At 47.4% G+C, this 14,359-nt stretch carries 14 protein-coding genes; 4 read left to right on the forward strand and 10 right to left on the reverse strand.

The features are described from left to right. Window positions 1-133: 133 nt before the first annotated feature. From rpoD to ABEQ74_RS03920, 6 genes are all read right to left on the reverse strand, one after another. Entirely contained in the window at window positions 134-1,084 is a 951-nt protein-coding gene (gene rpoD / locus ABEQ74_RS03895; protein ID WP_430119678.1) for an RNA polymerase sigma factor RpoD, read from the reverse strand. A 251-nt stretch (window positions 1,085-1,335) separates the two neighbouring features. Further along, complete coding sequence (gene nagZ / locus ABEQ74_RS03900) at window positions 1,336-2,691, reverse strand: beta-N-acetylhexosaminidase (protein WP_430119680.1); 1,356 nt, start codon at window positions 2,689-2,691, stop codon at window positions 1,336-1,338. 132 nt (window positions 2,692-2,823) lie between these two features. Then, on the reverse strand, window positions 2,824-2,979 hold the full coding sequence (locus ABEQ74_RS03905) for a hypothetical protein (protein WP_165593394.1): 156 nt from the start codon (window positions 2,977-2,979) through the stop codon (window positions 2,824-2,826). Window positions 2,980-3,098: 119 nt separating this feature from the next. Beyond that, window positions 3,099-3,947: a DegV family protein gene (locus tag ABEQ74_RS03910; protein WP_430119682.1), complete on the reverse strand. Its 849-nt coding sequence runs from the start codon at window positions 3,945-3,947 to the stop codon at window positions 3,099-3,101. A 149-nt stretch (window positions 3,948-4,096) separates the two neighbouring features. Further along, window positions 4,097-4,450 (reverse strand): GIY-YIG nuclease family protein, encoded by a 354-nt coding sequence (locus ABEQ74_RS03915; RefSeq protein WP_430119684.1) that lies wholly within the window; start codon window positions 4,448-4,450, stop codon window positions 4,097-4,099. Between the two features lie 33 nt (window positions 4,451-4,483). After that, complete coding sequence (locus tag ABEQ74_RS03920) at window positions 4,484-5,239, reverse strand: DUF2087 domain-containing protein (RefSeq protein WP_430119686.1); 756 nt, start codon at window positions 5,237-5,239, stop codon at window positions 4,484-4,486. A 262-nt stretch (window positions 5,240-5,501) separates the two neighbouring features. Here ABEQ74_RS03920 and ABEQ74_RS03925 point away from each other — a divergent pair, with 262 nt between their 5' ends. Then, window positions 5,502-6,797, forward strand: coding sequence for an MFS transporter (locus ABEQ74_RS03925; RefSeq protein WP_430119688.1), 1,296 nt, complete (start codon window positions 5,502-5,504; stop codon window positions 6,795-6,797). Here the strand turns inward: ABEQ74_RS03925 and ABEQ74_RS03930 are convergent. The 4 genes from ABEQ74_RS03930 to ABEQ74_RS03945 all read right to left on the reverse strand — a co-directional run bounded on the left by ABEQ74_RS03930 (window position 6,787) and on the right by ABEQ74_RS03945 (window position 10,578). Beyond that, a complete protein-coding gene (locus ABEQ74_RS03930) occupies window positions 6,787-7,464 on the reverse strand; it encodes a DUF4166 domain-containing protein (protein ID WP_430119690.1) in 678 nt (225 codons plus the stop codon). The genes ABEQ74_RS03925 and ABEQ74_RS03930 overlap by 11 nt on opposite strands. Next, window positions 7,448-8,401: a DoxX-like family protein gene (locus ABEQ74_RS03935; RefSeq protein WP_430119692.1), complete on the reverse strand. Its 954-nt coding sequence runs from the start codon at window positions 8,399-8,401 to the stop codon at window positions 7,448-7,450. The genes ABEQ74_RS03930 and ABEQ74_RS03935 overlap by 17 nt, the downstream gene beginning before the upstream one ends. Before the next feature lie 195 nt (window positions 8,402-8,596). After that, the gene (locus ABEQ74_RS03940) at window positions 8,597-9,235 is read right to left on the reverse strand and encodes a response regulator (RefSeq protein WP_430119694.1); all 639 of its coding nucleotides are present in this window, start codon (window positions 9,233-9,235) and stop codon (window positions 8,597-8,599) included. Beyond that, window positions 9,232-10,578, reverse strand: a complete 1,347-nt coding sequence (locus ABEQ74_RS03945) for an ATP-binding protein (protein WP_430119696.1) — start codon at window positions 10,576-10,578, stop codon at window positions 9,232-9,234. The genes ABEQ74_RS03940 and ABEQ74_RS03945 overlap by 4 nt, the downstream gene beginning before the upstream one ends. 262 nt (window positions 10,579-10,840) lie before the next feature. On the opposite strand from ABEQ74_RS03945, the gene ABEQ74_RS03950 reads away from it, so the two are divergent. The 3 genes from ABEQ74_RS03950 to ABEQ74_RS03960 are packed head-to-tail and all read left to right on the forward strand — an operon-like array spanning window position 10,841 to window position 14,320. Next, window positions 10,841-11,554, forward strand: coding sequence for a polyphosphate polymerase domain-containing protein (locus tag ABEQ74_RS03950; RefSeq protein WP_430119698.1), 714 nt, complete (start codon window positions 10,841-10,843; stop codon window positions 11,552-11,554). 3 nt (window positions 11,555-11,557) lie between these two features. Further along, window positions 11,558-12,268, forward strand: coding sequence for a DUF4956 domain-containing protein (locus ABEQ74_RS03955; protein WP_430119700.1), 711 nt, complete (start codon window positions 11,558-11,560; stop codon window positions 12,266-12,268). 18 nt (window positions 12,269-12,286) lie between these two features. Continuing rightward, window positions 12,287-14,320 carry a CotH kinase family protein gene (locus ABEQ74_RS03960; RefSeq protein WP_430119702.1) on the forward strand — a complete coding sequence of 678 codons (2,034 nt, stop codon included), beginning with the start codon at window positions 12,287-12,289 and terminating at the stop codon, window positions 14,318-14,320. The last annotated feature ends 39 nt before the right edge of the window (window positions 14,321-14,359 follow it).

The following is a 14,359-nucleotide window of genomic DNA, read 5'->3' on the forward strand; positions in this document are numbered from 1 at the left end:
CATTATGATGCAACTTCTTATGTGGTGTCAATTGGGGGAGAATCTCCTGGGAGAACAGCAAAAAACCTTGGTGTACAGCCGGCAGGCCGTACCCAAGGATTTATCACTTCAGTTCGTTCCATTTATTACAAAATTATTCAAGGAAGTCCTTGAGACGCTTACTGCGGCTCGGATGACGCAATTTACGGAGTGCTTTCGCCTCGATCTGCCGGATGCGTTCACGAGTAACACCAAACACCTGCCCCACTTCTTCCAGCGTACGGGTACGTCCATCCTCAAGTCCAAAGCGTAAACGAAGTACGTTCTCTTCACGCTCAGTGAGTGTATCCAGCACTTCTTCCAGCTGCTCCTTCAGCAGCTCAAACGCCGCAGCATCTGCAGGTGCCAAGGCATCCTGATCCTCGATGAAATCTCCCAGATTAGAGTCACTTTCTTCACCAACCGGCGTTTCCAAGGATACAGGTTCTTGAGATACTTTCTGAATCTCCCGCACTTTCTCCGGGCTAATGTCCATCTCTTTGCCGATTTCTTCCGGTGTCGGTTCGCGTCCAAGCTCTTGAAGCAGTTGTCTTGATACACGTACCAGTTTGTTAATGGTTTCTACCATATGCACTGGAATCCGGATCGTTCTTGCTTGGTCTGCAATAGAGCGGGTAATAGCCTGACGGATCCACCAAGTGGCATACGTACTAAATTTAAAGCCTTTGGAGTAGTCGAATTTCTCCACAGCCTTGATCAAGCCCATATTGCCTTCCTGGATCAAATCAAGGAATTGCATTCCCCGACCGGCATAGCGCCTTGCTATACTTACAACGAGACGAAGATTCGCTTCCGCCAAACGGCGTTTCGCTTCTTCATCTCCCTCCTCTATTCGTTTGGATAGTTCCACTTCTTCATCGGCAGATAGAAGGGGAACACGACCGATTTCTTTTAAATACATACGAACTGGATCACTAATCTTGATGCCTGGCGGTAGTGTGAGATCGTCGTGAACAGAAAAATCCTCTGTCGGAGAATTTGCCGTTTTCTCTGTATCCGCAACCTCTCGTTCCAATGCAAAATCCGCGCTCTGACGGTTCTCCATTCTATGCCCCCCTGTTGACAATCCCAAATTTTCATGCTATTCTAGCATTAGGTTATTATGACTTAAGCCAATAGTTATTTATCCTTCATTTTAGCACGTTTTTTACTTTATATCAACTTCTAATATATTCTAGTCTATTCACCCGATCTCAGCTGAGATCGGGTTTTTTACTCACTCTACATTTTTTGATGTTAAGAATGAATTGTGAATTGATGGAACCAGTGAGAATTTGTCCTCATTCATAATTACGTTTATTTCATCTCTTCTAGTACTTGTTTTGTCTTCTGATTCAACCGCTCTACATTCGGTGCTTTCACTGGCTCATCGTTCAACTGATATTTCTGCTTAAGTACAAGCGTGGTCCTTACTCGATCGTCCAGCATTTCCTCCGAGATTACGCCTTTCTCAACCGCGTCGGTCAATGCCTGAATGACGGCTATCTCCATATCGTATTCATGTCCGATCAGTACGATATTACTCCCCGCCAGGATGGATTTCACGGAAGCTTCGCCAACATCCGTATTACCGGAAACAGCACCCATCGTCATATCATCCGTGATAACAACACCCTTAAATCCCATCTCTTCTCTTAATAGATCGTTGATTACCGGTTTTGAATAGGAGGATGGAGTATCCGGATCGATGCTTTTCATCAACAGGTGGGCAACCATTACCACATCGGCACCCTCATCGATCGCTTGCTTGAATGGAACCAACTCCATCTTGTGCAGCCGTTTCAGATCATGTTCAACAACAGGAAGCCCAAGATGAGAATCGACCGAAGTATCTCCATGGCCGGGAAAATGCTTCACGACAGGAACAACTCCACTCTCCTGAATTCCTTTCATGGAGGCGATACCCTGTTCGCTTACGACATCTGCGCTCGAACCGAAGGACCGATCGCCGATAACCGGATTGTTTGGATTGCTATTAATATCGAGCACCGGAGCAAATACCATATTGAGTCCGAGTCCCGATACTTTCTCTGCGATAAGACCGCCAACACGCTTGGTCAGTTCTCGATTCTGTTGGCTGCCTACCTTACCGCTGGACGGCAGTTTGACGTACTCCTCTGGAAAACGGGTAACCCGTCCACCCTCTTCATCAATGCTTAGCCATAGCGGCACAGGATTCACTGCATTGGCTTGTTTGAGCTCATTAAACAGCTTCACGGATTGCTGTGTGCTCGTGATATTGTCTTTGAAAAAGATAAAGCCGCCTACTTGATAATCCTTGATCAATTTAAGCGATGTCTCATCCATCTTCGTACCTTCAAGTCCGACCAGAACCAACTGACCGATCTTCTCCTTCACAGTCATACCGGACATCAGCTCAGTAACTGCAGCTTCCGTTTTGCTATTGCTCGGCAAATTCCCGTTCTCGACTTCCCCGGCGCTGCCAGGAAGAGGTTGGGTCTTATCCGGTTCTTCTTGCGGCGGCTCCTGCTCCTGTTGTTTCTGCCCTTGCGACGATGGAGCAGCTTCTTGACCATTATCTCCGGAAATGCCCCTTCCGGATCCGTCCTTGCAACCTGCCAGGGCAAGCAGCAAGACGGCTGCCAGTATCGATATCCATATCCACTGGAGTCTACGCCCCAATTGGGTCACCTTCCTTCTATCTCACCCTAAATATATTCGTTCTCCTATCACCAGAGTCCTTCCATGACAAGCATGAAATTAATTCCAGTCCAAGCTCCTGATCAGATGAGAACAGCCGCAACCGATGCGGCTGTTGGCCATCTATTTGAGCAGACCAAGCTTTCGCGCCTGCTCCTCTGTTAAGATGAACTGCTCCGTATCCCACACTTCATCCTCATCAGTTCTGCCAAACATCAGCATAATATCATCCCAGATATTCTTTTGCATGGCCTCGGCTTGCGTAATGATTACCTTCATCTTTACCTCCACCCTTTCCTGGAACATTCTTTATTACATATTCAACCACATTGCTGTTACAGAATCGGGGGCACGGTAAAAGCCTGCAGATATTATCTGCAGGCTTATCTAAAATATTACTAAGAAAAAGCGGAATGATTTCTAATCCACGACATGGCGATCGTGCCTTCTCCTGCATGGATGCCCGCAACCGGAATAAAGGTCATAATTTCGGTCTTCAGCCATGGATGCTCGCCTCGGATCTCCTTCTGAATCTCCTCAGCCTCTTCAACATTGTTCGCGTGCATAATGCACACCTTCTTAATTTTCTGTAGATCCGTTTTCATAAGCTCGAGCATCTTCTGCTTGGCCTTCTTGAACGTTCGAATCTTCTCTTCCACAATAACTTTACCTTCATCAAAACGCAGCAAAAGATGTATGCGCAGCAAATTGCTCAGAATCAGCTGGGTTCCGGACACTCGGCCGCTGCTGTGAAGACGGTGAAGGCTTGCCGGAATGAGATAGAACGACATATTTTGTACCATGGACTGAATTTTATCTTTGATTACCTGAACAGTATCCCCTTGACGATACCACTGAATACCGGACATGATCATTTCACGCACCGGAAACGCCCCGGCTTGGGAATCAATGCCAACGACGGATACCTCCGCAATCTCTGCCGCCTGTATGGATGAATTCAATGTGCCACTAAGCTCGGACGAACAATGAATCGCAATGATATCATCGTATTTCTCTTTCAGAGCTTCATACAAATCGATAAATTCACCGATCGGTGGCTGTGAGCTGCTGACGTTTAGTTCATCTTTCATTCTTTCATAGAAGGTTTCCGCGGAAATATCGATTCCTTCCCTGTAAGCCTCCTGTCCAAGAATCAACCTCAATGGTACAACATAAATATGATTGTCCTTGGCAAATTCAGGATCAATGGTACTCGTGCTGTCGGTCACCCATGCAATGGATCTCATTATCGTGTTCACGTCTCGCTTTCGTGTAGTAAAAAGTAGGAAAGGAAGCGATTTAAGCCGCTAAAATCATCATATCTTACCCTTGCACGGCATTGCAATTGAAAGGCATGCGATTTCATATCCTACAAGGCATTTGCCACACAAAAGCCTTATTTTCTTACCGAGTTATATCCTTTTTCTCCAAAAGGCTCGAGCTTTTCGATCCAAAACGCTTCCCGCTTGCTGATAACATCCTTCAGATCATAATACGGATCTTCCTTCGGTTCGATCTTCTCCAGAATCTCAAAGACAAACGCATCTTCCCCATACTCTTTCCATTCCTGCTGCAGCGTCTTATTGTAACTAGTTCCCATCTGCAGCTCAAACCGCTTGCCGTTTATAGTTTTCAGGTTATTCGTCCCGGCAACCCATATTTTCCCGTTCTTTGTATTACGAATCTGATAAACACCAGCTTCTATCTTGATTTCCTTATATATTTGATTCAGTTCCTGTCTGCGACTCATGGTATGATCCTCCCTATCTTGGCATTTTAATGCTTATGTCGTTAACCAGTACTGGCTTCCATCATCCTTACGATCCAAAAAACCATATTCAATCAAATATCGGCGAATCGTAACATAATCGGGGTTTTCCCTGCCGATCATGTCATTAACCTCCTGCTCCGAATAGATGACTCCAGGCTCCAATCGAGCAGCAATTTCACGGAGTACAACGTACTTCTGTTTCTCTTTGAGCTTAAACGTCTTAAGTGGTCCATCGGTTCCTTCTGGAAACACTTTGGCCAATATCGTCTGTCTCTCTTCCTCCGTAACATTGTAACGCTCATCTATCATCTTAGCTTGCATAGGTATTTCAACGAATGCCGGTGCATGATTATCCTTATCCTTCAGCAGTTCCATCAAAGTCAGCAGGACCTTGGACTGTCTTTCCTTCTCCTTCAAGGCAAACCGGTGATTACGTATCGTCGATGCGCTGCCTATACCGAGCACTTCCTGTACCTCCTTATCATTCTTTCCTTGATAAAAGAGCTGCAGCAACCGGTTCTGATGTTCAGTAAGTCCAGTCAACTTCTTATCAAGACTGGACAGATACTGAAATACCGAACCATGCTCTCGGCGGATGTGAACATTCATATATCGTTCCGATTCATACAATACCTCTTGATCCGGGTAGATGATCCCTTTCTCCAACGTCTTGCCGCACAGAAGACATACCCATACGGGACCTTCGTCAATGTATCCATGTTTAAGTTCATCTATAGACGCATTCCAGAAACGATCGTTAAGATCCAAAATAAACACCACATTTCTACTTTATTTATAGACATATTATAATTTCGTCTATAATAATTGTCAACCGAACGAATAACCCCCTATCACAAATAAAACCATACCCGATAGAAGAGAGCTAAAAATGAGGCCCACATCCATGTAGATATGATTTTCGAATACTAAAGTACAACGTTTGTATCAAACTGTTTATAATAATGCTTCCTCACTACTGTCCAACCTGCTAGAATAGGAGATGCTGCTGTCAAATTTAGGAGGTATCATCATGGGTTTCATACATCGGTCGGCAAACGAAATCCGTTCTTGGCCGCGTAACATCAAGCTATTTTTTCTGGCTAACGTGCTGTATCAGTTCGGTACCGGCATGTTTAGCGTTCTCTATAATCTGTACATACAAAGCCTGGGATATAATGACTCCATGAATGGAACAGTGGTCAGTATTCAATCCCTGGCTACCGCGTTGATGTTTATTCCAATCGGTCTGATCGGAGACCGTGGCAGTCGCAAGCGGATACTGATCCTTGGTGCGCTGCTAAGCGGCGCAGGACTGATTGCTCGTTCATTTTTGGAGAGCGAATTCAGCCTTCTGGGCCTTGCGATTTACATTGGTCTGTTTGCATCTTTTTTTCAGGTATTGGCCATCCCGTTTCTGGCGGAAAATACGGCAAAATCGGCTCGCATGCGCATCTTTAGCATTCACGCCTCGCTTGTCCTGGCTTCCCAAGTGTTAGGCAGCATGGGAGGCGGATTCCTGGCCGATGCCTTGCAGGCAATAGGCATGGATAAGGTTAGCAGCTTGAAAACCGCACTATTCATTGGCGGTCTGACAACCTTTACCGCGTTCTTGCCGCTCCTGTTCACGATGGAACGAAAGCCCGGGGATACTGGGTCACTTGATGGAGAGTGTCCTGCCGAAGCACCCGTGCAATCCCGAGATGTTGTAAACACCTCTGCTGCAAGGGATTTCAAAATCATCGGACAATTTGCGCTCGCCCAATTGTTAATTGGACTGGGCTCAGGACTCGTCGTGCCTTATTTGAACTTGTATTTCACTAACCGTTTCTCGGTTTCATTATCAGCGGTTGGGATCTTAATATCACTTGGACAAGTCATGACGATCGTATCCATGATGATCGGACCTTCTCTTGTGAACCGGGTTGGGGCTGTCAGAGCCGTAGTCCTCTTTCAAGTCTTGTCCCTGCCCTTCCTACTGTTAACCGGCTTCACGAATGTGCTCCTCATAGCATCTGTTGGATTTCTGTTCCGCCAAGCTTTGATGAATGCCGCCAATCCGATTCAGTCCTCGATTCTGATCGATCGTGTGCCGGATCACCGCAGGGGCATCGCAAATTCGGTTACACAAACAGCCTTTATGCTGGGCTGGGCCACCATGGGGCCGGTCCAATCCAGATTGGTAACGACATATGGGAGCTACTGGGGATATGCAATCACCTTTTGTATTACCGGGACGCTATATGTCTTGTCTTCGTTTCTATACTATCGCATGTTCCGTGAACGCAAGGGCCGCAGCATCTCTTCGGATGTCTCCTCTACTCTCTAATCTCAACCCGCAGGGGTTTGACATGAGGCGGAACACCATCTTCCCCTACTTCAATCATCCGGGCCTGAAAGGTTCCCTTATACCGAAAGACAGGCCCGAATACTGGATTGCTCACCTGAACGGATATCCGGTATTTCTGAGACACATCATCATACCATTCACATACGTCAGCCGTTCCGGTAAACCATGGAGGGACTCTAAATCCCAACAGCCCTTCATAGAATCTCTGCTCTCCCGACTGAATGCGAATTCCTCCGTTATCACCCGCAGTGATCCTTAGGTCGACAGCCAAATGCTGTTTGTTCCCTAAGTAATCCACGACACGACTGCGCTGTTCACTATATATCATCGTGGCATCAAAGCGTCGCTGAATACCAGGGAAGTTAAAGGTGCGGCACCACGTGACGGTTTCCCTCCCCCATTCATCCCGATAAGCATAGTTCTCAATCTGAAATGGAACTGTTTCTCCCCGATTCGGAAACATAATATGCCTTATCGTCCCTATATATAGCGGTAGAGCAGCCCATTGGGCACACCAGATCTCTTCCATAATACCTTCGCCGATCGAAGCGATATGGTTTTTACTGCCGAACCCGAACCGCTCCTGAATTTTGGGATGAAGCTGCTTAAACCCTGCTCCCAGCGCTCGCTCATAGATCGATGTCATCGTTCGTCACTCCTTTGCGGGATTTAAGCCTGGAAGCAGGTTTTCGCACACATCGAAAAGCACTCGGAAGCTCTTCAGCCGACAGCGAGGCGATGAAGCACAATCCGATCATGGGTAGACTCAGTGTTATCGGATTGAACGGAGCTTTCATAAGCTCGGGCTCTATCATCCAAGCTCCAAGCATCAGGACCATGAGCAAGATGATCAGCAGTCTGTACCACAACCGACTCTTATGGAAAAACAGTGTCAATAATCCTGCGCCAATCTCGCTTAAACCAAGTAATGTGAGGGTCAGACTTTCCTGACCCACTGCCAAACCCGATTGCCGGAGAAGATCAAGCTCACCCGCTTCCGGAAACAGCAGCTTGGGAACCAGCCCCTCGTAGCACCAGAGTATGACCAGAAGTAATACGCTCAAAGCATGGATGAATGCCTTCCGAATGGTAGCTGAAGGCCGTATATCCTTCTCCACCCACAAACGCAGCACATCAAAACTCCAAGCCGTCGCTGCGCCGAACAGAGGGCGAAACAGTAGCCGGTCAAACCAGGCGCCCAGCATACCGAACCGTGTTCTGTAATCATACCGGGTACAGAAGGTAACGGTGCCTTCCCCTCTATCCGTGTACTTCCAATAGCCGCTCCCCTCTTTTATAAGAGAAATGCGCTGATCCGAGCTGAATCGCAGCGTAGACAGGCGGTTTCCCGATCCCCGATGTTCAACCGTCTTCGCAGCACCTACTCCTGTCACTTCCAGTCCAAACCCGATGCGGGTTTTATATAAAAAGCGCTGGATATCTGAATCTGACCTCGGCAAATAATGAATCTCCGAAAAGCGTAAATCCCACTGTGTATGTTGCTCTGGTATTTGCGTTAACGACCACAATGTATCCATATCCGTCTTTATATCGAGTTCTATATATATCGGACTTCTCTTCATGGGTGTTCAACTCCTATCAGAATGTCCTCTTCTTTTCTGCTGGACATTCCTGCTATTTACAAGTCATTTTACAACCATGCCGAATACACCGTCAGACCTCAATTTTGTAGAACACACAAAAAAGAGGTACTACATTTTGTAGTACCCCTCCGCATCTTACCTATGTCAACTCGGGCAGAATCATTATTTTAAACCTTATCCATCGTTTCCTTTCACAATCCCTTTGCGACGAACCTTTTCCACGGCCTCCTTGCCGCTCTTGGCCCCGAGCTTTTTCAAGATTTTATTAATTTGATTCTTTAGTGTGCTCTCGGTTTTGTACAATTTCTTCTCCATTTGGGCATGAGTATATCCTTCTTCCAACAGATCAAACACTTCACGTTCCGCGGGTGTCAAGTTCCGCAGCTGCTCTTCACGCTTGAGGCGGGCGAATTCCTTAAGCAGCACATCCATGGACCCGGGATGAAGAACAGCTTGGCGAATAGCTGTCGGCAGTTCCTTAAATCTTGACTTTTCAATATAATTAACAGCCCCAGCCGTGAAAGATTGCGTAATGACCCGCTCATCATCGAGCGAAGTCAGCATGATGACCTTGGCATGTGGCTTTCGCTCCATAATCTCGGCAGCCGTGTAGATGCCGTCAAGCCTGCCTGAGGTCAACTGAATATCCATCAGTACGATATCAAACGACAGGATTAACGCCATGTCCACTGCTTTCTCCGGCGATTCAGCCGCACCAACCACGATCATATCTTCCTGCGAATTCAGATAATAGGTCATCGATTTAATCCAATCCGGGTCATCTTCTACCAGCAGGATCTGTATGCGATTCATAACTCATCCCTCCCGGTCAAACGAATGATTTTGCTGCGAGGAAAATATAACGTAATCTCCGTTCCGACCGATTCGCTGCTTTCAAGTCCTACAGAGCCTCCGCTTCGCGACATGACATTATACACATAGGACAGGCCTAGCCCGAAGTTAAACCGCTGATGACCTTTGGTGCTGAAAAAGGGCTCAAACACATGAGCCTGCTGCTCCCTTGGAATGCCCATTCCGTTATCCTTGATCGAAATGGCTGCTCCTTTGCGATTGGTCGTAACCGTAATGGTAATCAGACCTCCCCCAGGCATCGCCTCAACGCTGTTTGATATGAGATTGCTCATCGCTTCCTGTACGTGGACGGCATCGATGAGCAGCCACGGACGCTCACGGCTTATCACCTTCAATTCGATACCATGTCTGCTTAACAGCTCCTGCTCACGAAGCATAAGCTCAGCCAGCATCTCATCTATGCGGACTGGCGCCTCCTCAAGCTTAAACACCTTCATCTGCCGCTGCATCCGTTCAACCATGGCCAGAAGATGCTCCGAGGAATGGGCAATGACCTCCAGCTGTTCCAAAGCGTTATCGTTATCCGGAGGAAGCATCCGCCTTACATTTTCAGTGCTCAGCGCAATCTTTCCTATTTCGTTCTTAATGGTATGATTCAGCATTGATGTACCGGAGCTGACAGCCTGCATCGTGCGATCCAGCGGGTCGCGCTCAAACCGGAGACGAACACCGAGAACGCCATATACAAAAGTACAGATTAACGCAACACTCATCGAATACACGATAAATAGGGACACATACCGAAAAGAATCATAACCAGGCGCGATTAAGTTTCCCACATTGATCAACAGCATCACACCAAGCAAGGTAGGCACCATGATCCAGGTCGTGATCCACATATTTTTGCGTTTCTGAGGGTTCATCTCTTCTGATAATCCGCGAATAAGCAAGGCACACGCAGCCACATAATAGGGGCCTGTCCATATGAATAACAATCCGTAATGAATTCCATGATCCGCAGACAACAGAACCTGAACCAGCATCACGAACACCGGCAATAACAAGCCTGTTTTGAAATGACGCATCCGCTTGGGATTACGAGGCTTCCGGGTGTACACCAGGCAAAATATCAACACGCCGTACGGAGTCAAGCTATGGTTCAGAAACTGAATCCAAGGCTCATATCGGACTGCAATAAAGCCGTCAGGTACAAGCCAATCCGTCAATCCGCCAATTCCGGCACTCCATAGAAAAAAAGCGGCCCAACGGTTCACCTCGCTTCGAGGCTGACTCACTAACAGTACGGCCGCTGCACACCAAAGGGCAGCCACATAATACATCATGATCCATCGTCCCATTCTCTTCCCGTATATAAACTCATCCTACCACAATTGCAGCAGCAGGGGGACCACCCCTTTTGCGCCCTCCTCTCTTCTTCTCAATACGTGACTCAGCCAACAGATACTGATTTACCCCCTGTTTTTACATTGCGAAAACATTCAGTTTACATTCAGCCACGTTTAAGAAAGATATCAGGAACGATTGATAGCATAGATTTTGTAAGCAAACAAGCATACGCATGACAGAGAGAAACGAGGTGGAATTATGACAACCCCATTAAAATATCGGAACGAGCTGAAGTTCTTTGTGAATGTTCATCAGTATCAAATCATCCGGGCGCGACTGAGTAATCTGGTAACCCACGATGACCATGCTGGCCCTGGCGGGGAATATCACATTCGCAGCTTGTACTTTGACGATATCAACAACAAAGCTTTATACGAGAAGTTAGCGGGTGTCCGGGACAGGGTGAAATACCGCATGCGGATTTATAACGTTGCCGACACCACCATCCATTTTGAGAAGAAAATCAAATACCGGGATTATATCGCGAAGCTGAAGGAGCCGCTCACAAGGGAGATGGCGGATCAGATCATGGCTGGTCAATATGAATGCCTTTATCAGCCGGATAAACCTCTGATGATGGAGCTGTATCACGAAATGAAACACAAGCTGCTGCGCCCTAAAGTCATTGTCGATTATGTCCGCGAGCCGTATGTCTGCCCTAACGGAAATGTACGGATTACGTTTGACAAGGAGCTTCGAACCGGCCTGCACTCGACAGAGCTGTTCAGTCGAGATCTAAAACCCATTCGGGCAATAGATGAGAATCTGATCATACTCGAAGTCAAATATGACGAGTACATTCCGGATTACATCAAAATTGCGCTGCAGCTGGAAGGGCTGAATCGGCAATCCGCATCCAAGTATGTGATGTGCCGCAAATTTCTGAAATATAACACTTGGGAGGATCAATAATTCATGAACACAAACGCTGCAACAAGCAATACCAATACTACCAATTTCTCAGACATCATCAAGAAGTCCGTTTTGGAAAACTTCGTATCCGATATCAGCATCGCCCAGATTCTGATCACGTTAGCCGTCGCTTTTGCTATCGGTCTATTCATTTACTTACTCTATAAAAGAGTCTTTAGCGGAGTGCTGTATTCCAAGAGCTTTAATGTTTCTCTGATCGGGATGACCATGATAACTGCGGTAGTTATCATTGCCATTAATTCGAATCTCGTGCTCTCGCTCGGTATGGTCGGCGCTCTCTCCATCGTTCGTTTCCGTACACCGATCAAAGACCCTACCGATCTGATCTTCCTGTTCTGGTCCGCGGTTGCGGGAATTGTAACCGGAGCCGGATTCTACACACTCGCTGTCATCGGTTCCATCGTCGTCGGTCTGATCTTGTTCTTCTTCATTAAGAAGGCTTCGGTTGATACACCTTATTTGCTAGTTGTTAATTGTGACAACGAAGAAAGTGAGCAGGCTGTTACAGGTCACATCCACCAAGCCGTTAAGCGCTACAATCTGAAGCAAAAAACCGTCACTCCGGGCAGCATTGAGTTGACACTTGAAGTCCGTCTGCGTGATGCCGAAGGCCAGTTCGTGAACAAGCTGTCTGAGCTGCCAGGTGTTTATAATGCGGTGCTGATCAGTTACAGTGGCGACTATGTATCTTAAGTCAGGCGGTGGTCAGAGATGACGAAGAATAGAACAACAACACTGTTGTCCCTTGTACTGGCCATAGTTCTTCTGCTCTCGGGTTGTCAGGGGAGTCCCCTGGCCACAGGCACAGTTGGCAGTACGGAGAATGAAACGCTGCAAGAGCAAATCGATTCAACGGTTTTTCCAAAGGATAAGGTTATTGATGTTAAAATCACGATCGACGAAGCCGATTTCCAGGATATGCTGGACAACGCCAGCGCTGAAGAATATAAAGAAGCGTCAGTCAATTATAACGGTATGCAGTTTGATCATGTCGGCATTCGCACCAAAGGCAATTTAAGCCTGCGAAGCGTGGTTAATTCCGACTCCGACCGATACAGTTTCAAGATATCATTTGATGAATATCTCAATCAGACTTTAAACGGGATCAGCAAAATCAATCTGAACAACAACTACAGCGATGCTTCGTATATGAGAGAGTTCCTGACTTATGAGCTTGCAGAATCCGTAGGACTGCCGACACCCGGCTTTTCCTACGTCAACGTCTATGTTAATGATGAATTGTGGGGTTTCTATCTTGCAATCGAACAGATTGGTCACTCCTATCTGGAGCGTCATTTCGATAATGCATATGGGGCTTTATACAAGGCAGAGATGACAGGCACAGGCAGTGATTTAACATGGCTTGGCAATGACCCCGATTCCTATACTGGTCTTGTCATGAAATCGAAATCCTCCAATGACAATGTATTAATCGACATGCTGGATGAACTTAATAACGGCAGCGATTATGAGAAGGTGCTGGATGTCGATAACGTACTCAAGTACGTTGCCTTGAACGTCGTCGCTTCCAATATGGACAGTTATCTGGGGATGAATAAACAGAACTATTACCTGTATGAGAACAATGGCATTTTCTCCGTGCTTCCCTGGGACTATAACATGGCCTTCGGAGGATTTGGCGGCTCGGGCATTCTCATAGACGAGCCAACCCAAGGAGCTCTGGCGGAACGGCCTCTGATCGCCAAGCTGCTCGAAGTTGACGAATACAAGGAACGCTATCACGCCATTATCAAGCAGATGCTGGAGGGCTACATGCAGCAGGACGCATTTAATGCACGAGTGGCACAATTAAAAGAATTAATATCTGAGGATGTTAAGCAAGACCCAAGGCCCTTCTATTCCTATGAGGAGTACGAGAAGTCCATCCCGACATTAACCTCATTCGCTCAAACGTCAACGAACAACATTCAGCAGCAGTTGGATGGAATGATTCCCTCCTCAGGTGACGGAAGCGGCAGTGGCGGAGGCATGGGTCCAGGCGGAGGTGGCGGGGGTATGAGGCCGAGCCGTGGGGACGCAACCATGACGCAGAGCGGCGCTACGGGTGGCATACCAGGAGATTTCGGCGATTTGCAACCGAGTGGTACTGGAGCCATGCAGCCTGACGGCAATAAGGGCACGACTCCTGATTCCAATGATGCTGCTCAGGACAACACTGCTGACACGAACGCAAGCAAGACATCAAGCAATGCGTCTGGCAACATGTCCCCGAATAATGCAGGCACAGTACCTAGTCGTACGGGCAACACGTCAAGCATGAAATCTGAAGGTACCGTGGCCGCTGGCAATATTCAACCACCAGCATCGCCAGAATCGGCTGTCGCATCGGACACAGATAGTCCTACTGCCAGCACTAAAACCGATGCTGTTTCCGGGGCAAATACGGAACCAACATCAATGACAGAGGATCAGTCTGCAGATCAAACGCAAGCTCCAACCCAGCCTCCTTCCAATGGCAATCAAACGGATCTACCGCAAAATCCGGGGCAGAATGGTCAAGGCCAGATGCCTGATTTCCCTCAAGGACAGATGGGAAATGGATTTGGCGGCGAGTTTGGCGGCCAAATGCCGGGAGGACGCGGAATGGGCCGACCTGGTGATGGACCAAGCGGGGCTGCCGAGCAACAAGGCAGCACCCGGGAAGCTATCTATGCCGGAGTATCCATTGTGCTGCTGCTTCTCTCCTGTCTCTTTGTGACTGTGTTTAAACGAAAACGACTGTGATGAGAGGCTATCTCCAACGACTGTAAGAATTAAGCAAGG

It is taken from the genome of Paenibacillus solani, assembly GCF_050475945.1.
Classification (GTDB): Bacteria; Bacillota; Bacilli; order Paenibacillales; family Paenibacillaceae; genus Paenibacillus_AQ; species Paenibacillus_AQ solani_A.

What these genes read in the sequence shown, in the direction of transcription:
- ABEQ74_RS03930 (WP_430119690.1), bottom strand. Translation starts at nt 7,464, where the DNA reads ATGACATCGATCTATGAGCGAGCGCTGGGAGCAGGGTTTAAGCAGCTT.
- ABEQ74_RS03955 (WP_430119700.1), top strand. Translation starts at nt 11,558, where the DNA reads ATGAACACAAACGCTGCAACAAGCAATACCAATACTACCAATTTCTCA.
- ABEQ74_RS03950 (WP_430119698.1), top strand. Translation starts at nt 10,841, where the DNA reads ATGACAACCCCATTAAAATATCGGAACGAGCTGAAGTTCTTTGTGAAT.
- ABEQ74_RS03945 (WP_430119696.1), bottom strand. Translation starts at nt 10,578, where the DNA reads ATGATGTATTATGTGGCTGCCCTTTGGTGTGCAGCGGCCGTACTGTTA.
- ABEQ74_RS03915 (WP_430119684.1), bottom strand. Translation starts at nt 4,450, where the DNA reads ATGAGTCGCAGACAGGAACTGAATCAAATATATAAGGAAATCAAGATA.
- rpoD (WP_430119678.1), bottom strand. Translation starts at nt 1,084, where the DNA reads ATGGAGAACCGTCAGAGCGCGGATTTTGCATTGGAACGAGAGGTTGCG.
- ABEQ74_RS03905 (WP_165593394.1), bottom strand. Translation starts at nt 2,979, where the DNA reads ATGAAGGTAATCATTACGCAAGCCGAGGCCATGCAAAAGAATATCTGG.
- ABEQ74_RS03935 (WP_430119692.1), bottom strand. Translation starts at nt 8,401, where the DNA reads ATGAAGAGAAGTCCGATATATATAGAACTCGATATAAAGACGGATATG.
- ABEQ74_RS03925 (WP_430119688.1), top strand. Translation starts at nt 5,502, where the DNA reads ATGGGTTTCATACATCGGTCGGCAAACGAAATCCGTTCTTGGCCGCGT.
- ABEQ74_RS03910 (WP_430119682.1), bottom strand. Translation starts at nt 3,947, where the DNA reads ATGAGATCCATTGCATGGGTGACCGACAGCACGAGTACCATTGATCCT.
- ABEQ74_RS03940 (WP_430119694.1), bottom strand. Translation starts at nt 9,235, where the DNA reads ATGAATCGCATACAGATCCTGCTGGTAGAAGATGACCCGGATTGGATT.
- ABEQ74_RS03960 (WP_430119702.1), top strand. Translation starts at nt 12,287, where the DNA reads ATGACGAAGAATAGAACAACAACACTGTTGTCCCTTGTACTGGCCATA.